This is a genomic window from Archangium violaceum (assembly GCF_016887565.1).
GTDB lineage: Bacteria > Myxococcota > Myxococcia > Myxococcales > Myxococcaceae > Archangium > Archangium violaceum_B.
This window is the reverse complement of sequence record NZ_CP069396.1, coordinates 11,955,444-11,980,230: the sequence shown is the minus strand read 5'-3', so window position 1 is coordinate 11,980,230 and position 24,787 is coordinate 11,955,444. Positions and strand designations below refer to the sequence as shown.

Sequence of the window (24,787 nt, the reverse complement as noted above, 5' to 3'; positions counted from 1 at the left end):
CTGGCGCCCCTGGGCGCTACTGGCGGAACACCTCGACATCGTCGAAGTAGAATGCGGAGTAGGCCGGCGACTCGGACAGGAAGCCGAGGGTGAGCTGTCCGGCGGTGACCTGGATGTTGGGGATGGAGACCTGGGTCCAGGCGGACGTCTTCGCGACGGGCAGACGGATGATGTTGCCCGTGCCGTCGTAGTCCTTGGCATGCATCTCCGCGCGCGTCTGTCCACCCGAGGAGTAGACCCAGGCACGCAGCGTATAGGTGCCGTTCGCCAGTCCGGAGAGGGTCTGGTAGGTGAAGACATGGTAGGGCACGGTCTTGTAGTGCGTGCCGTGGAGGTTGTTCGCCTGCCGCCCGCCATGGGTCTCGGTGAAGTCCGCGTCCTCCGAGCCATTGGGAGACCAGGTGCTCCACCCGGAGGGCTGCTGCGTCCCGCCCTCCCGATCGAAGCTCGGGTTGACGACCTGGACCGTGCCGGTGGGAGGAGGCGTGATCGGGGCGGTCCACATCCGCTTCAGCTCCTGGAACGCGGAGCGGTAGTAGCGTCCACTGGTCACTCCGCCTTCGAGCGCCGTGGAGAGCCCGAACCATTCCTCGTTCATGAAGTAGTCGGGCCCGAGGTTCCCGTTGTTGAAGCCTCCATCGTTGTGGACGCTCCAATCCCCAGCGGACTTCCACCACTCGTCGTTCCACTCGAAGACCACGCCCCCGAGCAGCGCGCGCGAGGTGGTGGCGCTCAGGTTGGGCAGCATCGTGTTCTCCCAGCGGTTCTTGTAGAAGTTGGCCTGGTTCTGCTGGGCCTGCGCGAAGCCCTGGCCATCCCACGTGCCGTGGTCACAGCCCACGGTGTTGTCGCAGGCGTCGTAGCCGAACTCCGTGAACAGCAGCGGCTTGTTGAGCGGGTAGCCCTGGATGATGTTCTTGAAGCCCTGCTCGGTGTTGTAGATGTTGAGGGACCAGACATCCACGGCGGGCGCGCGATTGAGCAGACTGGTGTTGTGGATGTCGAGCGCGGGGTTGTCTCCCAGCACCACGGTATAGGGGTGCGAGGCATCCGCCTGGCTCTTCGCCTCGCTCACCGCTTCCTGGTAGAAGCTGAAGAGCTCCGCGGGGGTGAGCGGTCCCCGCTTGCCGTCGAAGTTGTTCTCGTTGCCGAAGGCCCACATGAGGACCATCGGGAAGTCGTTCCGGTTCTTGAAGACGTCGATGATGTTGCGGAACTGGAGCTTGTGGCGGGTCCGCGCGTCCTTGTTGAACTTCACCTGCTGGCCCGGGCGGAGGTCCACGCCGTCGGGCAGCCAGTAGTTCATGATGACGTAGATGCCCTGCTTGTCCGCCTCGGCCATGACGGTGCGGTAGCGGGCGAGGACCGCCGGGTCCACCCGGGACATGTCGAGGGAGGGATCGTTCTGCTCGTTCCAGTTCTGGAACAGCCGGTCGTACTTCACGTAGACGCGCAGGGTATTGACGCCCATCTCCTTCATCTTGATGAAGTCGTTGATGACGACGCCTGTGTCCATGGTCCAGTCATCGGGCCAGTTGTTGGGCCCCGTCCTGGGCACGGGCTGGTAGTTGACCCCGCGCGCGACGAAGGGCTTGCCCGCGAGCAGCAGCTGTTTGTTGGAGACGGTGAGCGACTCCGGAAGTCGGCCCGCGTGGGCCTCCTGGGCCATGACGCTCATCGCGACGAAGGCCATCCCGAGCAACCGGCGTATGACGTTCATGAAGCCATCCCTCCTGGATGAAGGGCCGCCCCTATGTCATGGAGGGTTGTCGCAGTAAAAGTGTTTTAACCGTATTCCATGTTTTCCACGAGACAGTGGGTGGGCCCTCACCCGCCCGGGAAAAATGTGGGGGGTACGCAACTTCCGCACCGCTCCATGGGACAATGGAGGAAAGGTACTTTCGCCGAAAAGCAGGAGCCCCCCATGAGCCTCATCGACCGCAACCGCAAGACCCTGCCCCAGGTGACGCAGGGAACGCGCCCGAGCCTCGACAAGACGCAGCAGCCCGCCGGCACGGCGGCCAACACCGTGAAGAACACGGTGGCCCCGAACGCCAAGGTGGCCAAGCAGGGGGCGGATGCCTTCGAGTCGGCTCCGGCGCGCCAGACGGCGAACCTGCTGGGCGGCGGGAGCAAGCCGTCGGACAAGGTGCATGACGGCCAGTTCGTGGGGGCCAACGGGCAGACGTTCCCGCCGGGCACGCCGCTGAGCCAGATTCCGGGCGTCACGCCGCGCGACAACCCCAACCCGGCGAAGACCATCATCTACGTCAACGGCATCCTGACGCCCAAGGAGTCGCAGTCCAGCGACCTCCAGGCCATCGCCGACAAGGCGAACGCCAAGGCCATTGGCATCCACAACTCCACCGAGGGTGTCATCTCGGACCTGGCCCAGTGCGTGAAGGACAAGCTGGACAAGGGCCGCAACCCGGCGGTGGACACGCTGGCGGACACGGTCTACTCGGAGCTGAAGGCGGGCCGGGACGTGCACCTGATGGGCTACAGCCAGGGAGGCCTCATCACGGCGCGGGCGCTCTTCGACGTGGAGCGCAGGCTGCGCATCGAAGATGGGTTGTCCAAGGCGGACACGCAGAAGCTGATGAGCAAGCTGAACGTGGAGACCTTCGGGGCGGCCTCGACGAAGTACCCGGACGGGCCCAACTACGTGCACTACGTGAACAACCGGGACGCGGTGCCCACGCTCACGGGCCTGGGTGGCAGCTTCGATCCGGCGGGCTTCCTGAAGGACGCGGGCAAGGGCGCGGTGGTGCACCGCTTCGGCGACGGCGGCCTCAACCTCGCGGCCAACCACAACTTCCAGGGCACGTACATGAAGCACCGGGTGCCCTTCGAGGAGGCGCGCGCCGGCCGTTTCAACGACTAGGCCGTCCGTCCCCCGGGGGAGGTGCGTGCAGGCGACCTCCCCTGTCGGCCCGACTCATCCAAACCCACCCTGTTCTCCGTATGGCCTCTGGATGAACCCGGATGGCGCGCGGCGCGCGTGCGTCCGGAGGAGTGGGAGCCATGGAGGAGGATGGGGCGCTGCTCGGCGCCATCGCCCGCGGCAGCAAGGTGGCCTTTCAGTCCTATTACGAGCGGCACGTGGGCCGGTTGCTGGGCTACGTGCTGCGCGTGACGAAGGACCGGGCACTGGCCGAGGACGTGGTGCAGGAGGTCTTCACCGCCGTCTGGCTGAAGGCCTCCAGCTACCGTTCCGAGCAGGGAACGCCCCTGGCGTGGATGTACATGATCGCGCGCAACAAGCTGGTGGACCGATGGCGCCGCCGAGCGCCGGGCGGAGAGTCCATGCAGCCGGAGGCGGAACGCCCGTTGCTGGCGCTCGTGCAGGCGGACCCGGTGCTGTCGATGAGCCTGGAGCGGGCGCTGGAGGGGCTCAACCCCGAGCAGCGCCAGGCGGTCGAGCTGGCGGTACTGGGCGGCTACACGCACGAGGAGGCGGCGGTGGAGCTGGCGGTGCCGCTGGGCACGCTCAAGTCCCGAGTCCGGATGGCCCTGCGGCACCTGCGCGCCCTGCTGACGGAGTGAAGCGATGAAGCCCGCGAACCATCCCCCTACCGAGCGGCTCCTGGCCTATGCCACGGGGGCCGTGGACGTGCCCATGCGCCTGCTGGTGGAGACGCACCTGTCCTTCTGTGCCCGATGCGCGCGGGAGGTGGGGCGCCTGGGAGAGCCCGGAGGCACGCTGCTGGAGGCCGTGCCGGAGGAACCGGTGCCGGAGGACCTCTTCGGGCGCATCTGGGCGGAGGCGGGCCGGCACGAGCAGCCGAGACGCGTGGAGGGGTTGCCACTGCCGCCGGGGCTGCTGGCGGAGCTGCCGCCGCCGGAGCGCTGGCATTGGCACCCGGTACCGGGAGGGGGCTGCCGGATGGCGCGCCTGGTGAAGGACGTGTCGGGCGGGAGTGGGCTCTACCTGATTCAGATGAATCCGGGGGCGCGTTTTCCGAGGCACGCGCACCTCGGGGTGGAGGAGGGGCTGGTGGTCGCGGGAGGAGCGTGGGACCGGGGACGCTTCCTGGAGGAGGGAGACTGGGGAAGCGCGCCGGCGGGCTCGAGGCACGAGGTGATCGCGGACGCGAAGGAAGGGTGCTGGACGCTGGTGCGAGAGGAGCGAGATGCGGTGCGGCTCTCCGGCTGGTGGGGCGTCCTCCAGAGGACCGCGTCCCTCCTGCGCCACTGAGCCAGAGGCCCCCTCTCCCTCTGGGAGAGGGCTGGGGTGAGGGTCTTTTCCCCGCCGTGCCTACGAGCGCCACTCGACGCGGTACGTGCAACTGGTGCCGTCGGTGCGGACGCGCTGGACATGGGGCTCACGGGCGCCGGTGGAGCCGAGGGCGGCCTCGAGGAGGCCCTGGTAGTAGGAGGGCACGCCGAGGGTCTCGTTGATGAAGACCTCGTACTGGGTAGGAGCCAGCTCGGTGAGCTGCATCTGCACGTAGTTGTCGATGTTGCGGAAGTTGTGGTTCATCCGCATGAGAAGGCGGCGGGGCCCGAGGGCGCGGCCGAGGGCGAGCGCGCCGCGGCCGAGCACGGTTTCACTGACGTCGAGCACCATCTTCCGGCCGAGCAGGCGGTAGGCCTCCTCGAGAGGCAGGTTGGGGAAGAGGTCGCGGACGATGATGTCGAGCGAGGGGCGCCAGACGGACAGCGGGTAGAAGGAGAGGGGCTGCCGGTCGATGTGGAGCCCCATGCGGCCGAGCGCGCTTCGAGCCGCGGCGGAAAGCTTTCCGTTGAGTGCAATCTGGAAGACGCCATGGAAGGCGTTGCCGAATACCACGCGCTCATCCGTCATCAGCATGCATGTCCCCCTGGTGAACGAGGCCCCCCCACAGGAGAGGCGGAGTAGCACCATGCGACCCACAGGGCCGCACCGACATGGCGGGCATGGTGACACGGAGTGATGTGACACGCCGGAAACCCGCCGGGGGAGATGTTCAGCCGTGAGCGGATGGGCCGCTGGAAACCGGACACGAGGGGCCGATTTCAAGAAAAACCGGTGACGGCCCGTTCAAGACTTCTTGGAGTTCTTCTCGGCGCGGTGCAGGCGCTCGAGCCGTTGGGAGGGGGAGTCATCGCCGAGCTTGCCGGCGATATAGGCGCTGGCGGAGGCGAGCTTGCGGCGGAACTCGTCCGGGGGCTGAGCGGGTTGGGCGGGGAGGTTGAAGAAGTCGGTGCCGACCTTGAGGAGTGCGCGAGCCATGAGCTGCTCGTCCTCGGAGGCGAGGGGGTAGAGGATGGCGGCGATGCGGCCGTGGCCGTGAGCGGCGGCCTTGCCGAGAGCGGTCTCTCCGACGCGATCGGTGAGGATGGGGTCGGCGCCACCGGCGAGCAGGGAGCGGACGATGTCTTCCCGGCCGAGCTCGGCGGCGAGCATGAGGGGGGTGCGACCTTCAGCGTCGAAGGGGTTGGGGTCGGCGCCACCATCGAGGAGCACCTGAACGCGGGCCAGGTCACCGGCCAGGACGGCATCGAAGAGGGACATGATCGAGATCATGTCGCTTTCCCCGGACGCGCGCCACCACCCTCCCTCTCCCTCTGGGAGAGGGTCGGGGTGAGGGTATCCGAGCCCGTGCCGAACCCGAGTCAATGCCCCGAGCCGGAGCCCGAGCCGCGAAGGCGTCCAGTGGAGGTCCCGCTGGCGGGAGCGACGGTATCGGAGGGCTTCTGTGAGGGGTCGATCTTCAAATCAGCGAACCGTCCCTCGCGGTCGAGGCGGAGGATGTCCTCGTCGGTGACGTACTCCTGCTTGAGGAGCTCGCGCGCGCGTTTGACCTTGGCGAGGAGGACGGGGTCGGAGATGCGGGTGCTGTTCTCCCGGGTGGGCTTGGGAGGGGGCCGCATGATGGAGAAGGTGCCGCGAGCGGGGTGGCCATCGGAGCTGAGACCTTCCAGCGAGTAGGTGATGGCGAAGACGTCGGGCTCGGCGTTCGTGTCGAAGGAGACCTGGACCTCGGAGCCCTTGCCCTCGGGAACCTCGGAGATGGGGAGGGAGGAGACATCCACCTGCTCCGGAGGAGGAGGCCCCTCGTCGTTGCCGCGGAAGGCGCGGATGGTGGTCACCTTGGTGAGGCGAACGGGTCCGCGGAAGCGGTGGTAGAGGCGGAAGGTCTGCCGGACGACGCCGTCCGTGTCGAGCACGGGGAAGCGCGGGGTGCCCACGGCGAGCAGGGTGACGATGCCCTTCTTGTCGAAGTTCTCGAAGGAGGTGTTGAGCACCTGGAGCGAGGAGCGGCCGGTGAACTTGCGGCCGGAGGCGTCATAGACGTCCACGCGGATGAGGTGTTGGGTGTACATGCCCTCGGCGCCCGTCTTGCCCAGCAGGGTATGAGAGACGAGGGGGGTGGTGGTCGTCTCGGTGGCCGAGTCGTCGAAGGTCCACACGTAGCGAATGGGGACGAAGGGCTTGGGGGCGGGCTGGCCGGGTTTGACGGGCCGGTCGAGCAGCCTGGCGAAGAACTCGAAGTCGTCCTCGGCGTTGGGCAGGCGGCGGGACATGACGTGGACGAGGCGCTCGGGCTCGCAGTCCTTCACCGTGTAAGCGGGGACGGGCACGGTGACGGACACGTTGTTCTTGGTGAACACGGTCACCTTGGGAATCTCGTACGAGCCGTCCGCGTCGTTGCGCCAGACGCGCAGGGGGATGCGTTGGCCGGTGCCATCGCCGACGGTGTAGTGCAGATAGGCGTCGTTGCCATCCGGCGTGTGGGCGCGGATGGTGATGAGGTTGTCCTCGCCCGAGCACACCTCCGGCTTCTCCACGAGGATCTCATCCACGATGGGAGGAGCGGGCTCGGAGCCGCCGGAGGGTGGTGCGGCCGGCGCGGGCGTGGGCGCGGCGGCCAGCGTGGGCGGCGGAGCGTCCTCACCGGGGGCCTGGGCGTGCGTGCGTGCCTGGGGCGGTGAGGACTCCGGCGCGGGTTGTTGCCGGGAGAGGAGCCAGCCCGCGACCACTCCGAGCAGCAGGAGGGCCAGGGGCAGCATCCAGCGCCAGGGCCGTTGGGAGCGGGTCTCGGGGGTCGAGGTCATCGGGGGTGGGCTCCTCTCCGGGTGTGGGACGAAAGGGTGTGTGGGGGTTACTGCCAGCAGCCGTAGACGTTGCCGCCCGAGTTCCACTGGAGCTGGTGCGAGTAGTCCGGGCCCCAGATGGTGTTGTTCATGGGGTGCACGCCCCAGCCGCCGATGCGATCCGGGCTGATGGAGGTGGCGGTGGTGTTGCCGTCGTCGCGCACGGCCTTCCAGTGCTTGGCGTCGGAGGTGTCGCAGCGGTTGGCGGACATGCAGTTGGCTACCTGGTTACCGGCGTTGCCGCACACGTTGTAGAAGGGGCAGGCCACGGTGAGCAGCGCGTTGGTGAACCAGCCGAGCGACTGTTTGCACTGGTTGTAGACGCCCGTGTAGAGCGAGTTGGCGGCGTTGGCGATCTGCGCGTGCGAGTAGGTGTGCGGCGTCACCAGGCCGCGGCCCGCGTAGTTGTGCGCGTAGGCGAGGAAGGTGGAGCACACCATGCCATTGTTGTCCGCGTTGCCCGGAATCTCGTGGGCGCTCTGCAGGTCGCGGTACTGGAAGAGCGAGTAGTTGACGCGGTAGCTGTTGCGGACCGGCCGGTCGATGTACTGGTTCGGGTCGGTGCGGGAGATGTCGCTGACGAACGGGTGGTTGTACCAGATGGAGTCGCCGATGAGGGCCGCATGGCTGGGGTTGCCCTGCTGCCAGCCCGTCCACTCGGCACCTGCGGAGCTGTCCCCGTACATGTACATGTAGATGCCGCCCTGGTTGACCTGCTCGAGACCGGGGTAGCCGTACTGGATGTCGGTGGGGGTGATGGGCTTGGTACAGACGCCGGGCCAGCTGGCCTGGGTGGGGGTCCTCAGGGTGGCGTGAGACACGGTGCTGCCGGGGCCATGAGAGAGCATCGAGTGGGTGCGGTACTCGCCGATCGCGTCCAGCACGTCACGGATGGGACCGGGGCCCCGGTCGAACACGGCCGCGCCGTTGGGCGCGTTCCAGCCAGCGGACGTCCAGCCACATTCCCCTTCGGCCTGGGCGGTTCCCGCCAGCGACAGCACGGCCACCACGACATTACCTGCGAGCAGACGGCGCATCACGACACCTCCCGGAGTACGGGATCGGGACTCGGCGGTCCGGCACCTGGAGATGAATTGTTCCCAGGCGGCGACAGGGCGCCGGCCACGCCGAGCGTCGGAACGGAGGCCTGGGAGGGGCCTGTTCTACTCCTCATGTTCCTGGATTACCAGGGAGGGGCGGGAAGAATCCTTGATAAAGGATTGAAAGTGATTCCAGCACGACGGTAGAAAGTGCTCTACCCGACAAAGACAGACAAGCGCCTGGTGGGCGGGCAGGAGTCCGAGCCTCCACTCCCTCTCCCTCCGGGAGAGGGTCGGGGTGAGGGTAGCCGTCCCCTCCGTCCCGCCGCCCGTGCTCACCCCGCGTGCGCGGGGGTGGACTCCTGGGTGAGCGGCAGCATCAGCACGACGGTGGTCCCGCCACTGGGAGGCGATTCGATGCGGATCTGCCCCCGGTGGGCATCCAGGGTGCGCTTGACGATGGCGAGGCCCAGGCCGGTGCCGGTGGCCTTGGTGGTGAAGAAGGGTTCGAAGAGGCGCTCGCGCAGCTGCTGGGGGATGCCGGGGCCGGTGTCGGTGAATTCCACCACGGCCCCGGGGTGCTCGGTGCCGCGGCGCGCGGCGACGCGCAGCGTGCCGCCTTGCGGCATGGCCTGCACGGCGTTGAGGGCGAGGTTGAGGAAGGCCTGCCGCATCATCCGCTCGTCCACGGGGACGGGGGGCACGTCCGGGGCGAGGGCCCACTCCACGCGCACGCGGGACTGGCCACTGGTGGCGGTGCGCACGGCCTCCTCCAGCAGGTGGGCGAGGGGGACGGGCTGGGGCAGGGGCGAGGTGGGGCGGGCGAAGTCGAGCAGGTCATCCACCAGCCGGTTGAGGCGGTTGGCCTCCTCCTCGAGGATGCCGACCAGGGTGTCGGCGGGGGCGGAGGGCCCGACGAAGCGGCGCAGGGTGGCCAGGGCGTTGAAGATGGCGCCCAGGGGATTGCGCACCTCGTGGGCCACCACGGCGGACAGCGCGCCGAGCGCGGCCAGGCGCTCGTGCTCCACCAGTTGCTGCTGGGCGTGCTTGAGCTCCGTGTGGAGGCGGGCGAGCTCCTCGGCGCGCCCGCGCACCTCCTGGAGGAGGCGGTGGGACTCGATGGCGGCGGCGAAGTGGGAGCCCATGGCCTGGAGCGTCTCCAGCTCCAGGGAGGACAGGATGCGGTGCTGTTGGAAGGTGATGACGAGCGTGCCCACCATGCGCGAGCGCGCCTTGAGGGGCACCAGGGCGAGGGTGGTGCGGCTGGCGCGCTTGAGGCCCTCGCGGATGAAGTCGGGGAATTCCTCGGCGGACAGCACCCGGGGGACGCCCTCCTCCATCACCCGCTGGGACGCGCTGTCGCGCATGGGCACCCGCTTGTAGGCGCGCGCCATCTCCTCGTTCACGCCGTGGTGCCAGACCAGCTCGAGCGCCTGGGCGTTCTCGGTGGTCAGGAAGAGGAGCACCGCGTTGCAGCGCAGCAGCCCGATGATCTCCTCGGCGCCGGGCTCGAAGAAGGCGCGAGGTTCCGGAGCGGTGGCGGCCACCTCGGCCAGCCGGTTGAGGGCGGCGAGCGCGGTGTTGCGGGTGAAGAGGCGGGAGATGGTGCGGGCGGACTCCAGGGCGGCGGACACCTGGGCGGCGAAGAGGCGCAGCGAGGGCAACTCCTCCTCGCGCAGCCAGTCGGCGGCCACCACCAGGAGGGCCCGGGGCAAGCCCTCCATGTCGATGCGGACGCAGACGGCGCGCAGCGGCCCCACGCGCAGCAGGTGCGTGCGCACCGGCTCGGCCCAGTCCGGGCCCACGAACCGGGAGGCCTCCCAGGCGAAGTCCTCCCCGTAGGCGGAGCCCTCGTGCCAGGCGCGCTCCAGCACGGGAGACCAGGCGCCCGGCACGTCCACCAGGTGCTGGCCGGTGAGGCGCTGCTCGCCCGCGGCGGCCCCGAGTGCCACGAAGGCGTGACCCAGCCACACCCGATTCCCATCCGGTACGAGGTAGCCGTAGGACAGCTCCAGCTCGGCCAGGCCCTCGAAGACGCGGCGGAGCACCTCATCCTCGGAGTGGATGCCGGGCAGCGAGGCGCCCAGCGAGGCCATGCGTTGCAGCAACTGGCGGTGGGCCAGACGGGGGGTGAGGTCTCTCACCAGCACCAGCGTGTCCGGCCCGTACGGGGAGAGGGTGAGCTCCACGCGCCGCTCGCCCGTGGCGGTGCGGAGCACCGTCTCGTAGGTGTCCGCCAGGCCCGCCTCGCCGCGCTGCATGCGCGCGTACAGCTCGGAGCCGAGCTGTCTCTGGGAAGGAGACAGCAGATCGAAGGATCTTCCGAGCACCTCCTCGCGAGGCAGGCCCAGCAATCCGAGCAACGCCGCGTTGGCGTGGACGATGTGGCTGTCACGGATGACGCCCAGCGCGAAAGGCAGCGTCTCGAGATGCTGGTACGGGGCCCCCCCGGGTCCATCAGGCGTCATCACGGCGGATGAGGATGGCACTCGCGCCCTCCGGGGGGAAGCGGTCCGCGACGTTTTCCGGGTTCGGGAGCCTTCACTTGGGAGCCTTCAGTGGTGGTGGTGCACCTTCTCGTAGGTGCCGATCAGCTCCGCCTGGGCGAGGATGTGGCCTTCCATGGCGCGCTCCAGCTGTTGGCGGGTGACGGGCCCCATGTCGGGCAGGACGGTGTCCAGGGCGAACACGCGGTAGAAGTAGCGATGGCGGCCGATGGGGGGGCAAGGCCCTCCGTAGCCTGCCCGCTTCCAGTCATTGAGGCCCTGGCGCACCTGCTGGGGGAGTCCACCGGGCAGGAGGGACTCGGGGATGTCATGGAGGTTGGGGGGCAGGTTGTAGAGCACCCAATGCACCCAGGTGCGCTGGGGGTTCTTCGGGTCTGGCGCGTCGGGGTCCTCCACCACGAGCGCGAAGCTCCTGGTGCCCGCGGGCTCGCCTTCCCAGTGGAGTGGCGGGGGCAGGTCATCTCCCTCGCAGGTGTAGGCGATGGGAATGGGGTTTCCATCCGCGAAGCGGGGCGAGCTGATCTGCAGTGGCATGGTGTGCTCCTCCTGCACGTGAAGAGAGGCTTCACGTTGGAAGCTGGAAACGGTGGGACCTCGCGGCGAGGTGGGCCTGGCGGACGGGTGCGGCGCCAATCATCCCCCCCGGCGCCGGGTTGGCCGTTTCCCCGGGTGCATCGGGAATGTGCGCGGATGCACGGGCTACCGGGGCCGCGCTCCTGCGCTACAGTGCGCCGCCGTGAAGCGACTTCCGTTCCTGTTCCTCTTGCTGTGTCTGTCCCTGCCCGCCGTGGCGGCGGAGCGGCTCGCGGTGCGGCTGCAGCACGGGGGCACTCTCGGCGCGGCCGAGGCGGAGCGCGTGCGGGGTATCGCCGAGGGGCTGGCGCGCGAGCTGACGGGGCTGCTGGTTTCCTCGGGGCGGGAGGTGACGCTCGAGGGCCGCTGTGGCGCGGAGGACGCGTGCCTGCGCGCGGTGGCGGCGGAGGAGCGCACCGAGCACGTGCTGGTGCTGGGGGTGGTGCCGAGGCGCCAGGGCTCGCTGGACGTGGACGTGGCCTGGGTGGACACGGTGCGCGGGGAAGTGGCGAGGCGCCCGGTGACGGGCCTCGCGCCAGCGATGCTCGCGCGGGACTTGCGGCCGGCGGTGGCGGCGCTGGTGCCGGCCTTCGCGCGCAAGGGATGGGGGGGCGTGGTGGCGCCGGGCACGGCGCGGCTGCGCGTGGATGGACGGATGATGACCGGGCCGGGCGAGGTGGTGGCGCTGACGGCGGGCCCGCACGAGGTGGATGTGCTGCTGCCCTCGGGTGAGGCGACCCTCACGCGCGAGCAGGTCCAGGAGGGCGTGCTCCTGCGCCTGGAGCCGAGGCCGGACTTCCTGCCGGGCGCCACGGAGTCGCGGGCCCCGCGCGGCAAGGGACTGCGGGCGGCCTCCTACGTCACCTTCAGCGTGGGAGCGCTCGCGGTGGCGGGCTCGCTGGTGGCTGGCGGGCTGTCGCGGGGCTCCCTGCGGGGGGTGGAGTCCTGCGAGGGCCGCGAGCGCGACTGCACCTCCTTCACCCGGGCGGGCCCCGCGTATGAGCAGGCCGGGCGCTACGCGCGCACGGGCAACGTGCTGCTCGGCGCGGGTGCGGGCCTCGCGGCGGTGGGCGCCGGCCTCTTCGTCTTCGACCTCCTCTCCACCCCGTCCGAGTAGCGTCCATGCCCTCGACCGATCGCCTCGTCCGTCTCTCCCTGCTCGCGCTCGGCGCGTGCGTCGCGTTGGCCATCGCCTGCTACGAGGTGCCCAGGGTCGACGGCTACTACTCCTGCAATGCGGACGCGGAGTGTGGTGACGGCGGCTTCGTCTGTGACGACGGGGTGTGCTGCCGCGAGCAGGAGGATCCGCTGTGCATCGGCCGGGTGCTGGATGGGGGCACCTGTCTGGATGGCGGCACGCCGATGACGTTCTTCGAGGATCTGGACGAGGACGGCTTCGGCAACCTCACCCAGCCGCTCTACCGCTGCTCGCCGCCCCAGTCGGTGCCGACGGTCACCAACAGCGACGACTGCAACGACAACCCGGCCGCGGGTGGCCGGCTCTTCTTCCCGAACGCCCCCGAGCAGTGCGACGGCCTGGACAACAGCTGTGACGGCGTCATCGACGAGGGGCTCGACGGTGGCCGCTACTACCGCGACCAGGACAACGACGGCTTCGGCGACCCCGCGCAGCCGGGAACGTTCTGTCAGAAGCCCGTGGGCTGGGCGGACAACGCGCAGGACTGCCGCGTGGACAACGGCGCCGTCCATCCCGGGGCTCTCGAGGTGTGCAACGGCCTGGACGATGACTGCAACCTGCAGACGGACGACATCCCCGAGCTGAACCAGCCGTGCGTCGATTCCAGCCGCCTCGGGGTATGCGCCGAGGGACGCCGGGCGTGTGTCGGCGGGAAGGACACCTGCCGCCAGCTCGTCAACCCCGCGTCGCAGGACACGTGCAACGCGAAGGACGACGACTGCGATGGCGTCACGGACGAAAGGCCCGACTGCGGTGGGCCCACCCGGTTCTTCGCGGACTCCACGGTGGTGGTCGGCGCCCGGCACCTGAACTCGGCCCTCAATGGCGTGGTGGGCGGGTGCTTGAAGGACAACACCGCCTACACGAATGCCTCCCCGGCGGACACGGTGTCGGGCGATGTGTGGTCCGGCTCGGACCAGTACAGCCACGTCTTCTGGGCGGAGCGGGACGGGGGGACGTGGGACCTGACGCGTCCCCAGACCACGCTCAAGCTGTGGGCCACCTTCACCAGCTCCGGAGGTACCTACAGCAACCCGGATGGAGGGCTGAACCGTTGGGCCTCCCACAGCCAGCCGGTCGTGCTCCTGTGTGGGCCGGGGGGCTTCCTCCGGCTGGTGCACCCCGCCCCCCTGCTCAACTCGGCGGGGACGGTCTCCATCACCCAGAGCATCCCCCTGCCGCCTCCGGACGGGGGGGCCTGGGTCATTGGCGCCAACAGCACCTCGGACGTCCAGGGCGTGCTCCGCCAGGTGAAGCGGGTGGAGGTGCTGGTCCAGCCGGCGGCCACCTCCACCACGGGGACGGCCGTCGGCTTCAAGGCCGACTTCCATCCGGACTTCGGCTTGCCCTAGGCATTCCCCTCCCTTCTAGATCGGAGCACTCCGGGAGCGTGGCGGTTGCGTCCCGCTCGTTTTCAATGCTAAGCGGCGCCCGCGCGTAGGAAGGGTGGGGTGGGGCGGCGAGGAAACCCGTGGTTTTCCCGGGGGTTGTCGAGGCATGGCGGAGAAGGAGCCCGGGAAGGACACGGAAGGAAGCGAGCTGGGCGAGACGGCCCGGCAGATGAGGGCGGCGGAGCCGTACATCGCCGCGGTGTGGAAGCTGACGGGTGGGGCGGTGGTGGGGGTGCTGGGTGGGTACTTCCTGGACAAGTGGCTGGGGACGTCTCCCTGGTTCTTGCTGGGGTTGAGTCTGGTGGGGATCTCCGCGGGTTTCTACGGGTTCCTCCACGAGATGGCGCGGTTGGGGAAGCGGAAGCGGTGAGGCACCAGGGCGCGGAGACGTTCCGGACGCATGCCGGACTGGCGGCGGGGGTGATGGTGGTGGGGCTGGCGCTCGCGGCCTTCCTCCCGAGGGAGGCGGAGGCGCGGCAGTCGGCGGTCATCGGGGTGACGTTGGCGGCGGTGACGGGGGTGGTGAGCCTGGTGCTCAAGCGGCGGGCGGTGCGCAAGGACTTGAATGCCGCGCTGAAGGTGGTGGGGGTGGTGTTCGGGCTGCGGGCAGTGGGCGTGGTGGTGGGGCTGCTGTGGGTGGTGCAGAGGGGATTGGGTGCGGTGGCGTTCGTGGCGGGGTTCTTCGGCACCTACTTCGTGCTGCAGTGGATTGAAGTGAGCTACGTGATGGCCGCGTCCCGGGACGCGGCGGGCGGAGACGAGTGATGCGCAAGGCAATGGTTCTTCTCGTCGGGTTGATGGCCGGTGTGGCGTTCGCCTCGCCGAGCGCTCAGGACGAGCACGGGTCCACGGCCGCCGAGGGCGGGCACGGGGAGACGCGCCTGGAGCACGAGGAGGAGGACGTGGCGGGCTACATCCTCCACCACGTCTCGGACTCGCCGGAGTACGAGATCGAGGTTCCGCTGAGCCGCGACCACCGCTCCATCCACCTGCCGCAGATCCTCATCCCGTTCCACGACGGGGCGTGCGCGCCGCAGCAGACGGACCACGGCATGGTGGTGCCGGGCCTGGGGGCGGGCTGCCTGGACCTGTCCATCACGAAGCACACGGTGATGATGTGGCTGGCGGCGCTGCTGCTCATCGGCTCGCTGCTGCTCTTCAGCAACCGGGACAAGACGAAGCTGGTGCCGCGGGGCACCGGGGCCAACCTCTTCGAGATGCTCGTGCTGTTCGTGCGTGACGAGCTGGCCATCAAGAACATCGGCAAGGAGGAGGGGCCGCGCTACACGCCCTACCTGCTGACGGCGTTCTTCTTCATCCTCTTCATGAACCTGCTGGGCCTGTTCCCCTGGATGGCGACGGCCACGGGCAACATCGCGGTGACCTGCGGCCTGGCGCTGTGCACCTTCGTGCTGACGCAGGTGGCGGGCATCCGCGCCGCGGGCTTCGGCGGCTACCTGGCGCACCTGACGGGCGGCGTGGCCCCCTGGCTGTGGCCCATCATGGTGCCGGTGGAGATCCTGGGCCTGTTCACCAAGCCCTTCGCGCTCACCATCCGTCTCTTCGCCAACATGCTGGCGGGCCACATCGTCATCTTCTTCCTGCTGGGCCTCATCTTCATGCTCGGCCATCCGGCGGTGGCGCTGGTGAGCGTGCCCTTCGCGCTGGGCATCTACCTGCTGGAGCTGTTCGTGGCCTTCGTGCAGGCGTACGTCTTCACGATGCTCTCGGCGCTCTTCATCGGCATGGGCGTGGCCATGGGCCACCACGGCCACGGTGAGCACGAGCACGCGGACCACAAGGAGACGGGCCACAGCCACGACCATGGCAAGGCCCACATGCTGGGCTCCTGAGGTCCTCTCCGAGTTAGCGGGGCTCCGAGGTGTGGGGCCCCGGTGAGTACCCGGCGATTCGAAAGGTCGCCGGAGGTCGTCCCAAAGGGCAGCAACGACCCCCCCACAAGTGGGTCCCCTCCGAAGAAAGAAGAAGCACTCCCATGACCAACGTCGCTCTCGCCTTCCTCGCCGCCGGCATCGGTGCCGGCCTCGCCATCATCGGCGCCGCCCTGGGTATCGGTAAGCTGGCCGCCGCCGCCATGGACGCCACGGGCCGTCAGCCGGCCGCCGGCGGTGACATCCGCACCACCATGATCATCGCCGCGGCGCTCATCGAAGGCGCCACGCTGTTCGCGCTGGTCGTCTGCATCCTGCTCGCCATCAAGACCTGATTCGGGTTCTGGTCGAGTAGGACTCCGGGTCCGGCGCTCGCTCGCTCAGGCGGGGGGCGCCGGTCCTCGTAGTAGAGAGTCGTCGAGTCGTTTATGTCGTACCCGCAGTACCCCTGACGTCGCACCCGCGAAGGCCGCCATGTTCCTGCCCAACGTTCTCGCCGCCAGCAGCTTCGTCGAGGTCCGCCCGGGCCTCATCTTCTGGACCCTCGTCACCTTCATCATCGTCGCGATCATCCTGCGCTGGAAGGCCTGGGGCCCCATCCTGTCGCTGGTGGAGGAGCGCGAGAAGCAGATCGCCAGCTCCATCGAGGCGGCCAAGCGGGAGCGCGCCGAGGCCGAGAAGCTGCTCGCCGAGCAGAAGACGGCCATCGCCGAGGCCCGTCGCGACGCGCAGGAGATGCTCCGCCGCAACCAGCAGGAGGTGGAGAAGTTCCGCGAGGAGCTGATGGCCAAGAGCCGCAAGGAGGCCGAGGAGTTCAAGGCGTCGGCGCAGCGTGAGATCGAGGAGCAGAAGTCCAAGGCGATCGCCGAGGTGAAGGCGATGGCGGTGGACCTGGCGATGGAAGTGGCGGGCAAGCTGATCAACGAGCGCCTGGACGACAGCAAGCACCGCGCGCTGGCCGAGCAGTTCGTGCAGGGCCTGCCCAAGGGCTCGCCGACGACCCGGGCGTAACCACCCGGATTTCCGGGTCCGCGCAACGCTGTTCAGGAATCCAATATGGCGCTTTCCATCGGCATCGTCGGTCTGCCCAACGTGGGCAAGTCCACCCTGTTCAACGCACTCTCGGCGGCGGGGGCCCAGGCGGCCAACTACCCGTTCTGCACCATCGAACCGAACGTGGGCGTGGTGCCGGTGCCGGACGATCGGCTGGACAAGCTGACGGCGCTGGTGAAGCCGCTCAAGAAGATCCCCACGTCGCTGGAGTTCGTGGACATCGCGGGCCTGGTGCGAGGCGCGTCGAAGGGCGAGGGACTGGGCAACCAGTTCCTGGGGAACATCCGGCAGGTGGACGCGGTGCTGCACGTGCTGCGCTGCTTCGTGGACGACAACGTGACCCACGTGGAGGGTGGCGTGGATCCGGTGCGAGACCGGGACGTGGTGGACACGGAGCTGTGCCTGAAGGATCTGGAGACGGTGGAGAAGCGGCGCGAGCGCACCCAGAAGAACGCCAAGATGGGCGGCAAGGCGGGCGACGAGGCGAAGGCGGAGCTGGCGGTGCTGGACAAGGTGAAGGCGGGGTTGGACTCGGCCATCACGGTGCGCGCGCAGAAGCTGACGGCCGAGGAGCGGGTGGTCCTGAAGGACTTGTTCCTGCTGACGGACAAGCCGGTGCTGTACGTGGCGAACATCAGCGAGAAGCAGATCGGCAAGGAAGACACGGACCCGATGGTGCAGCGGGTGCGGGAGATGGCGGCGAAGGAGGGGGCCGGGGTGGTGGCGTTGGCGGCGGCGATGGAGGCCGAAATCCAGCAGCTGCCCGAGGAGGAGCGCCCGGGCTTCCTGGAGAGCGCGGGGTTGAGCGAGCCGGGCCTGCACAAGGTGGTGCGGGAGGGCTACAAGCTGCTGGGCCTGCAGACGTACTTCACGGTGGGCGAGCAGGAGTGCCGTGCGTGGACGATCCACAAGGGTGACAAGGCGCCGCAGGCGGCGGGGGTCATCCACTCGGACTTCGAGCGAGGCTTCATCAAGGCCGAGGTGATGAGGTGGGAAGACCTCATCAAGTACGGCAGCGAGAGCGCGGTGAAGGAGAAGGGCCTGCTGCGAGTAGAAGGCAAGGAGTACGTGGTGCAGGACGGCGACTGCATGCACTTCCGCTTCAACGTGTAGCGAAGCAACCCAACACAACACAACACAGCACAACAACCCCTCTCCCTTCGGGAGAGGGACGGGGTGAGGGTATCGAGGACCACGGGTTCCGATCACCCTCTCCCTCTGGGAGAGGGACGGGGTGAGGGTCTACAGGATCCCCCCGGGTTCCCCAGGAAGAACCCCAAAATCCACAAGTCGCACGGACCTCAAGCGGGCCCGCGCAGGGCCGTGTACACCCACAGGGCGACGGCGAGCACGGCGACGACAGTGGAGAGGACGGCGGCCTTGCGAGAGCGTCCGGCCTGGTCCGGATACTTCCGAGCGCGGAGCCACATGCCGCCCACGCGCACGACGACGAAGAACGCGAGCAGGAGCACGCCAATCCACTGCCAGCCCGAGGGCCGAGTGAGGGCGACGGCCCAGGCGGCGATGAAGGCGACGTTGCCGAGCAGGAGCAGCAACTGAAGGCGGACGAAGGGGCTCATGGGGCTTCGGTAAGGCACGGAGGGAGCGGAGTCCAGCGCCTCGTCGACAACCCGTGCACGAAGTGACGGCCGGCGAGCGTTGGAAATCGAGCGATGGATATAGGCCGTGGGGGCCCATGGTTTCCTGGCGGTATGAACAGCATCTGGATGCATCTGCGTCGTGGGGTGGTGGCCGGGCAGAGGAATGGTTAATAGAATCGAGGGTGGATGCTCTTTGACAGGTGAATAGCTGCTTCAAAGAAGATTGCCGAGGACTCACCGGGCGAGCGCTCATGATGATGTGCCGAGGGAGATAGGGAACCTCCTCGCTCAGATGCCGAGAGGCGTTGAGTACTAGAGCTTCGTTTGGTTCAGGATGTAGAACCGAGCAGTGCCCCTGGCTGAGATGCCGAGAGGCGTTGATCACTTGTGTCCGTGTCCACGACCTCCGGTGTAGAGTTCATGTTCCCCCCCTCGCCGTGATGCCGAGAGGCGTTGATCACTCCGAGCGCAGCCACCACCCGTCAGCCTGGAGCGCGAAGTCCCCTAGCCGAGATGTCGAGAGGTGTTGAGCACTCCTGGTGGTCGAGCATCTCCTGGACGAAGGAAGGTCTCCTTGGCTGAGATGCCGAGAGGTGTTGAGCACCCCGCCCTCCTTCGTCTCGCTGTGGCCGATGCTGACTGAGTCCCCCTCGCCGTGATGCCGAGAGGCGTTGAGCACACCCGCACGTCCGCGTTCTCGTGCGCCATCGCAGCGAGGTCCCCCTCGCCGAGATGCCGAGAGGCGTTGAGCACAGGTAGGCCTCGGCCGGCATGTTGGGCACCTCCAGTTACCCTCGCCGAGATGCCGAGAGGCGTTGAGCACCTCACCAAGGGCTTCCAGGCCGACCTGACGCAAGTCCCCCTTGCCGAGAGGCGTTGAGCACATCTCGCCGAAGCTCAGCAGCGAGTTCTTTTCCTGAGTCCCTCACCGAGATGCCGAGAGGCGTTGAGCACAGTTCGACACGCTTGAGGCTCCAGGGTCGTTGTTCATCCCTTGCCGAGATGCAGAGAGGCGTTGATCGCGTGTCGCGCATCACTCCCTTGCTGCCTTGGCCGTCCAGTCCCCCTCGCTGTGATGTCGAGAGGCGTTGAGCACTCCTTCCACCAGTCGTCGGCCATCAGCGCTGTCCCCCTGGCCGAGATGCCGAGAGGCGTTGAGCACTACCACTCCCGCACCGACGCTGTCTGCGGGTGGATATCCCCCTTGCCGAGATGCCGAGAGGCGTTGAGCACTCATCGTAGTTCGTGGTCTCCAGTTTCTTCTGCTTCCGTCCCCCTGGCCGAGATGCCGAGAGGCGTTGAGCACCGGAGCCCAGGCCCGTGGCGTGTTGCCGCCCGTCACGGGGTCCCCCTGGCCGAGATGCCGAGAGGCGTTGAGCATAGGTACTGGTAGGCGATGGCCCCGCCGGCACCGACCGTCCCCCTGGCCGAGATGCCGAGAGGCGTTGAGCACGCTGCGCCCAGTGGACCGCCCGCGGTGAAGCCCTGGTCTCCCTCGTCGTGATGCCGAGAGGCGTTGAGCACACGGCGAAGTCGCGGCAGGTATAGGCGTCCTCGCACGGGTCCCCCTGGCCGAGATGCCGAGAGGCGTTGAGCACTCGGCGATCGTGGCCGCGTTCGGCTTCAGCACCTCAGTCCCTCTCACCGTGATGCCGAGAGGCGTTGAGCACCTGCCCACGAGGTTGACGACGAAGGCGAATGCGGCGACGTCCCCCTGGCCGAGATGCCGAGAGGCGTTGAGCACTTTATTGCGAGGGTGGAGAGTACCACTGCCGCGCGGGGGTCCCCCCGCCGTGATGCCGAGAGGCATTGAGCACTACCTGTCGAGGTACTTGTTGCTGCGGAAGGAGAGTCGTCCCCCTTTCCGTGATGCCGGGAGGCGTTGAGCACGAGTTGGCGGGGACGTTGAATCACTCGCGCTCGTAGTCCCCCTCGCCGAGATGCCGAGAGGCGTTGAGCACTGCTCCAGCGCCACGTTGTCGTACTCGGTACCGGTCGTCCCCCTCACTGTGATGCCGAGAGGCGTTGAGCACTGGGCGGAGCTGACGGGACGCGCATCGCGCGCCGCTGGTCTCCCTGGCCGAGATGCCGAGAGGCGTTGAGCACCTGCGATAGACATTCTTGGTCTTGAGCTTCTGGTCAGTCCCCCTCTCCGAGATGCCGAGAGGCGTCGAGCACATGGAAGTCGTGTCGGCCGTGTACGGCATGTTCTGGTCCCCCTGGCCGAGATGCCGAGAGGCGTTGAGCACAACGGCCGCGACGCTTGATGACCGCACGCGCTCAGGTCCCCCTGGCCGAGATGCCGAGAGGCGTTGAGCACTCCCGGGGGTCGAACTCCGAGTTGTTGAAGACGTTGGTCCCCCGCCGAGATGCCGAGAGGCGTTGAGCACAGCGGCGCTCTCAACCTCACCACCGGGCCCCTGTCGTCCCCCTGGCCGAGATGCCGAGAGGCGTTGAGCACCCAACTTCATCGTGGTGCACATGACCACCAAGGAGGGTCCCCCTCGCTGTGATGCCGAGAGGCGTTGAGCACCGGTCCATCCGCCTGATCTGGTTCTCTCAGGAGATGTCCCCCTCGCCGAGATGCCGAGAGGCGTTGAGCACCAGGAAGGCTGGCGTGTCGACGGCATCGAGTGGAAGGTCCCCTCGCAGTGATGCTGAGAGGCGTTGAGCACCGAGAGCACCAGCCCCTCCAAGTGGGCGTGATGAGGGGTCCCCCTCGCAGTGATGCTGAGAGGCGTTGAGCACAACGACACGAACCGCTTCTTCGTGACCACGACGCGCGGTCCCCCTCGCCGTGATGCCGAGAGGCGTTGAGCACGAGGACGAGCGCCAGCCGAGCCGCAGTACCTGGCCGGAGTTCGGTGTTGAGGTAGTGGCTTGAAGAGGGGGGAGGGCGGTGCTCCTGGCGAGGGTCGCGAGTGGGGCAAGGAGGAGCAGCAAGCGAGCAGGCATACGACGCTGGACAAGGAGAGTTCGACGCACCACAAGCTCTGCGTTGCCGGGAACAGGGCTTTTGCCCTTGAGCGCGGGAGCGGCGATCATGGTCCCGCGATGGAGCCCAGCCCCCCCACTCATGTTGGTCCCTACCGGCTGTTGCACCTGCTTGGCAGCGGGGGCATGGCAAGCGTCTATGCCGCTGAACACGGGCCTCAGGGGCAACGTGTGGCCCTCAAACTCCTGTCCCCCGAGGCGGCACGCGAGCCGCACCTCGTTGCCCGCTTCCTGCAAGAGGCCCAGGCCCTGGAGCGGCTCCAGCATCCGGGGGTCGTGCGCGTCCTGCACTCGGCGCGGCAGGGAGACACGGCCTTTCTCGCCATGGAGTACCTGGACGGCCTGTCCCTGCGCGAGTGGATGCGACGGCAGGCAGGCCCGGTATCCCTCCGGGACACGGTGGCCCTGGGCGCGCAGATCGCGGACGCCATGGGGGAGGTCCATGCCCAGGGAATCGTCCACCGCGATCTGAAGCCCGAGAACGTCTTCCTCTGCCAGGAGGAAGGCCACCCCGGTTACCGGGTCAAACTGCTGGACTTCGGTATCGCCAAGCTGCCACCGGTGGCGGTGGATGCGCTCGGCCCCACCCAGGTCCACACCCACGAGTCGGCTTTCATCGGCACCTACCCGTACATGGCGCCGGAGCAGTTCCGGAGTGCCGCCCGCGTGGACGCCAGCGCGGACGTCTACGCCCTGGGCGTCATGCTCTTCGAGATGCTCGCGGGCCGTACGCCCTTCGTGTCCGAGGAGCCCGTCGAGGTCCTCTCCGCGCACGTGCACGAGGAGCCACCCCCGCTGCAGCAGTTCGTGCCCACGCTGCCCGGCCGCCTGTGCGCCTTCATCGCCTCCATGCTCGCCAAGGAGCCCGCGCGGCGGCCGACGATGCGGCGTTGCCACGACATGCTCAGCCGGCCGTGGGAAGACGATCGGGAGTCGTGCCCCGTTCCCGGACTGGCCCCCTTCACCGAGGCGCAGGCGGAGCTGTTCTTTGGCCGGGATGAGGAGCTCCAGACCCTGCTCGCCCTGCTCGGAGAGCTCCACGGAGGGCAGCGGCGGTGGCTCCAGGTGGAGGGGCCCAGCGGGGTGGGCAAGTCCTCGTTGATCCAAGCGGGCCTCCTACCCCGGCTCGTCCAGCTATCGACGTGGCGAGTGGTGTGCGTTCGCCCCGGTGACGAGCCGATCCGCGCCGTGGCCCGGGCGCTCGCCTCTGGCCCCCTCCAGCTGAAAGAGGGGGAGAGCGCGGAGACGGTGGAGCGCCTGCTGCGGACGGGCGCCGGGGCCCTGCGCGACTTCGCCGCCGCCCATACACCCCAGGGATGCCGCCTCCTGTTGGTGATCGAGCCGTTGGAGGAGCTGTTCACGCTAGGAGTGGCCGAATGCCTCACGCTGGACGCGCTGTTGAGTGCCGCGATCGAGGACTCCGGCTCACCGGTACGGCTGCTCACCTGCGTGCGCGCCGACTTCCTGCACCGCATCGAGCAGGTGCCCGCCCTGGCGCGGCACCTTTCGCGCGCCGTGCGCTTCCCCTTGCTGCCCATGGAGCCCGCCGCGCTGACCCAGGTCGTCCAGGGCATGGCCTCTCACGCCGGGCTTCGGCTGAGCGAAGGGCTGGCCCAGCGCATGGTGCAGGACGCGCGGAGCGAGGCGGGCCGCCTGCCGCTGCTCGGGCAGGCGCTGCGAGGGCTGTGGGTGCTGAGTGGCGGCGCGCCGCTGACGCACGCGCATTATGAGCGGCTTGGGGGCGTGGGCGGCGCCCTGGCCCAGCAGGCCGAGGCCCTGCTCGACAGTCTGGGGGCGGAGGGGCGGGAGCGCGCCAAGTGGATGAGCCTGTCCCTGGTGCAGATAGGCCGGGGCGTGCCGGATACCCGCCGTCCCCGCTCGCGGCGCGATGTGCGCGCGGCAGGCGGGAATGACGAGCGGGCCGAGGACGTGCTGTTGCGGCTGTCCGGGCTGTCCACTAGCACCTCGGGAGCGCCAGCGGGGTTGCGGTTGCTCCAGCTGTCAGGCGGAGCCAGCGACGCGGAGCAACGTGTGGAACTGGTGCACGAGCTGCTGCTGTACCGGGTGCACTCCATTGCCACGTGGATCGAGAAGGAGCGGACGTCGCTCGAGCGCCAAGCGCTTCTCGAGGCCGCCGCGCATGGCTGGCATCAGGCGGAGTGTCCGGTGGAGGGATTGCCCACGGGCACCCTGCTCACCTACTACCTTGGGGGCGTGGCTCCGGCCCACGTTCCCCAGGCCGAGGGTCGGCGGGAGAGCTCCGAGGTGGCCAGCTTCCTCAAGGCCGCCCGGCGGTTGGAGCGGCGGCGCACCTTCAACCGGGCCTTGCTCACCGCGGCGGCCGGACTGGCGCTCCTGGCCATCCTCTTCTACGCGGCCCTCGCGCGCCATGAGCGGCAGCTCGCGGAGGCGTCCCTGCAGCAGCTCATCGACACGATGGACGAGTTCTCTGATGACTTGGACTGGAAGCTCAGCTGGCTGCCGTACACGCTGGAACTGCGCAAGGAGAGGTTGAAGGGCTTTCGTGACTCTCTGGCGAAGCTGACGCCCCAGCAACGCGAACGCCCCGAGGTGCGGCGCGTGGCCGTCCAGATCATTCATCGGCAGGCGGATCTCGCCTTCCATGATGGAAGTCTGGCGCAAGCCCGCCAGTTCCTGGACGAGGCGCGGGAGGAATTGGACGCGGCGCTCGCGGAACGGCCTGCGGATGGAAGGCTGTTGCGGCTACGGGCCCTCGGCCACTCCAAGCGTGGCAAGGTGGAGCAGGCGCAAGGCAACCTCGACCAGGCTCGCGCGCACTTCGCCGAGGCCGTGCGGGCGCTGAAGCGTCCCGAGGTACGGACCCACGACCCGGTGGACGACCGGCGCACCCTGGCGGTGAGTGACTCTGAACTGGCCGGGTGCGAACTCATCACGGGAAGGTTGGACGCCGCCGCCGGCCTCCTGGACGAGGCCATCCAGCTCCATGAACAGAACGGCGAGTCCTATAACAAAGCCCTTCTCGCTGAGGCGCTTGGAATGCGCGCGAGCGTGGCGCGGGCGGCGGGTGAGCCAGACGCGGCGCGGAAGTTCCTTGAGCGGGAGTTGAGCCTGGGGTGGAGCAGTTTCAGGGAGGCTCCGGCGGGGGACCAATACAGCCGGTGGGTACTTGCCCGGGTCCTCATGGACGTCGCCTCGTTCCAGGTCGCTCAGGGCCAGCGTGAGGAGGCGGAGGTGAACTACAAGAAGGCGCGGGAGCTGGGCGAGCGGCTGCGGGACGGGGAGCCCCCCAGTAAGCGCTTCGCATTGGTTTGGCTTCACGCCCTGGCCGGACAGGAGTCACTTACGGGAGATCGGGACATGGCCTCGCGCCTGCGCACCGACCGGTGCGCCCTGGCCAGGGACTTCAAGGACAAGGATGGAGAAGATGTACGCTTCAGGTTCGCGGACTGCCCATAGGATGGGCGGAGTGCGGAGGG

At 68.4% G+C, this 24,787-nt stretch carries 20 protein-coding genes; 12 read left to right on the top strand and 8 right to left on the bottom strand.

Going from position 1 to position 24,787, the window contains the following annotated elements; translation table 11 throughout:
• Positions 1–16: 16 nt before the first annotated feature.
• Positions 17–1,720 carry a carbohydrate binding domain-containing protein gene (locus JRI60_RS47800; protein ID WP_204222753.1) on the bottom strand — a complete coding sequence of 568 codons (1,704 nt, stop codon included), beginning with the start codon at positions 1,718–1,720 and terminating at the stop codon, positions 17–19.
• A 204-nt stretch (positions 1,721–1,924) separates the two neighbouring features.
• Here JRI60_RS47800 and JRI60_RS47795 point away from each other — a divergent pair, with 204 nt between their 5' ends.
• The 3 genes from JRI60_RS47795 (at position 1,925) to JRI60_RS47785 (ending at position 4,198) form a co-directional block, all read left to right on the top strand.
• A complete protein-coding gene (locus tag JRI60_RS47795) occupies positions 1,925–2,884 on the top strand; it encodes a hypothetical protein (RefSeq protein WP_204222752.1) in 960 nt (319 codons plus the stop codon).
• A gap of 140 nt (positions 2,885–3,024) precedes the next feature.
• A complete protein-coding gene (locus JRI60_RS47790; RefSeq protein WP_204222751.1) occupies positions 3,025–3,546 on the top strand; it encodes an RNA polymerase sigma factor in 522 nt (173 codons plus the stop codon).
• Between the two features lie 4 nt (positions 3,547–3,550).
• Positions 3,551–4,198, top strand: a complete 648-nt coding sequence (locus JRI60_RS47785; RefSeq protein WP_204222750.1) for a cupin domain-containing protein — start codon at positions 3,551–3,553, stop codon at positions 4,196–4,198.
• 60 nt (positions 4,199–4,258) lie between these two features.
• Here the strand turns inward: JRI60_RS47785 and JRI60_RS47780 are convergent, their stop codons facing one another.
• From JRI60_RS47780 to JRI60_RS47755, 6 genes are all read right to left on the bottom strand, one after another.
• Complete coding sequence (locus JRI60_RS47780) at positions 4,259–4,813, bottom strand: DUF2378 family protein (protein ID WP_204222749.1); 555 nt, start codon at positions 4,811–4,813, stop codon at positions 4,259–4,261.
• Between the two features lie 210 nt (positions 4,814–5,023).
• Positions 5,024–5,509: an ankyrin repeat domain-containing protein gene (locus JRI60_RS47775; protein WP_343213378.1), complete on the bottom strand. Its 486-nt coding sequence runs from the start codon at positions 5,507–5,509 to the stop codon at positions 5,024–5,026.
• 89 nt (positions 5,510–5,598) lie between these two features.
• Positions 5,599–7,041, bottom strand: coding sequence for a hypothetical protein (locus JRI60_RS47770; RefSeq protein WP_204222748.1), 1,443 nt, complete (start codon positions 7,039–7,041; stop codon positions 5,599–5,601).
• A gap of 47 nt (positions 7,042–7,088) precedes the next feature.
• On the bottom strand, positions 7,089–8,117 hold the full coding sequence (locus JRI60_RS47765) for a hypothetical protein (protein WP_204222747.1): 1,029 nt from the start codon (positions 8,115–8,117) through the stop codon (positions 7,089–7,091).
• A 338-nt stretch (positions 8,118–8,455) separates the two neighbouring features.
• Positions 8,456–10,609, bottom strand: coding sequence for an ATP-binding protein (locus JRI60_RS47760; protein ID WP_343213377.1), 2,154 nt, complete (start codon positions 10,607–10,609; stop codon positions 8,456–8,458).
• A gap of 66 nt (positions 10,610–10,675) precedes the next feature.
• Positions 10,676–11,161 (bottom strand): YbhB/YbcL family Raf kinase inhibitor-like protein, encoded by a 486-nt coding sequence (locus JRI60_RS47755; protein ID WP_204222746.1) that lies wholly within the window; start codon positions 11,159–11,161, stop codon positions 10,676–10,678.
• A gap of 202 nt (positions 11,162–11,363) precedes the next feature.
• Between JRI60_RS47755 and JRI60_RS47750 the strand changes: the two genes are divergently transcribed.
• The 8 genes from JRI60_RS47750 (at position 11,364) to ychF (ending at position 17,847) form a co-directional block, all read left to right on the top strand.
• Positions 11,364–12,317, top strand: coding sequence for a hypothetical protein (locus JRI60_RS47750; RefSeq protein ID WP_204222745.1), 954 nt, complete (start codon positions 11,364–11,366; stop codon positions 12,315–12,317).
• A gap of 5 nt (positions 12,318–12,322) precedes the next feature.
• Positions 12,323–13,750 (top strand): putative metal-binding motif-containing protein, encoded by a 1,428-nt coding sequence (locus JRI60_RS47745; RefSeq protein ID WP_204222744.1) that lies wholly within the window; start codon positions 12,323–12,325, stop codon positions 13,748–13,750.
• 145 nt (positions 13,751–13,895) lie between these two features.
• Complete coding sequence (locus JRI60_RS47740) at positions 13,896–14,159, top strand: AtpZ/AtpI family protein (protein ID WP_204222743.1); 264 nt, start codon at positions 13,896–13,898, stop codon at positions 14,157–14,159.
• Between the two features lie 53 nt (positions 14,160–14,212).
• Entirely contained in the window at positions 14,213–14,554 is a 342-nt protein-coding gene (locus tag JRI60_RS47735) for a hypothetical protein (protein WP_239470919.1), read from the top strand.
• On the top strand, positions 14,554–15,642 hold the full coding sequence (gene atpB / locus JRI60_RS47730) for a F0F1 ATP synthase subunit A (protein ID WP_204222741.1): 1,089 nt from the start codon (positions 14,554–14,556) through the stop codon (positions 15,640–15,642). Before JRI60_RS47735 ends, atpB begins: the two co-directional genes overlap by 1 nt.
• A gap of 143 nt (positions 15,643–15,785) precedes the next feature.
• On the top strand, positions 15,786–16,016 hold the full coding sequence (locus JRI60_RS47725; protein ID WP_204222740.1) for an ATP synthase F0 subunit C: 231 nt from the start codon (positions 15,786–15,788) through the stop codon (positions 16,014–16,016).
• A gap of 139 nt (positions 16,017–16,155) precedes the next feature.
• The gene (gene atpF / locus JRI60_RS47720) at positions 16,156–16,692 is read left to right on the top strand and encodes a F0F1 ATP synthase subunit B (RefSeq protein WP_204222739.1); all 537 of its coding nucleotides are present in this window, start codon (positions 16,156–16,158) and stop codon (positions 16,690–16,692) included.
• 45 nt (positions 16,693–16,737) lie between these two features.
• The gene (gene ychF, locus JRI60_RS47715; RefSeq protein ID WP_204222738.1) at positions 16,738–17,847 is read left to right on the top strand and encodes a redox-regulated ATPase YchF; all 1,110 of its coding nucleotides are present in this window, start codon (positions 16,738–16,740) and stop codon (positions 17,845–17,847) included.
• Between the two features lie 188 nt (positions 17,848–18,035).
• Here ychF and JRI60_RS47710 read toward each other — a convergent pair whose 3' ends face one another.
• Positions 18,036–18,314 carry a hypothetical protein gene (locus JRI60_RS47710; protein WP_204222737.1) on the bottom strand — a complete coding sequence of 93 codons (279 nt, stop codon included), beginning with the start codon at positions 18,312–18,314 and terminating at the stop codon, positions 18,036–18,038.
• Positions 18,315–21,389: 3,075 nt separating this feature from the next.
• Between JRI60_RS47710 and JRI60_RS54885 the strand changes: the two genes are divergently transcribed.
• Entirely contained in the window at positions 21,390–24,767 is a 3,378-nt protein-coding gene (locus JRI60_RS54885) for a serine/threonine-protein kinase (RefSeq protein WP_204222736.1), read from the top strand.
• Positions 24,768–24,787: the final 20 nt, after the last annotated feature.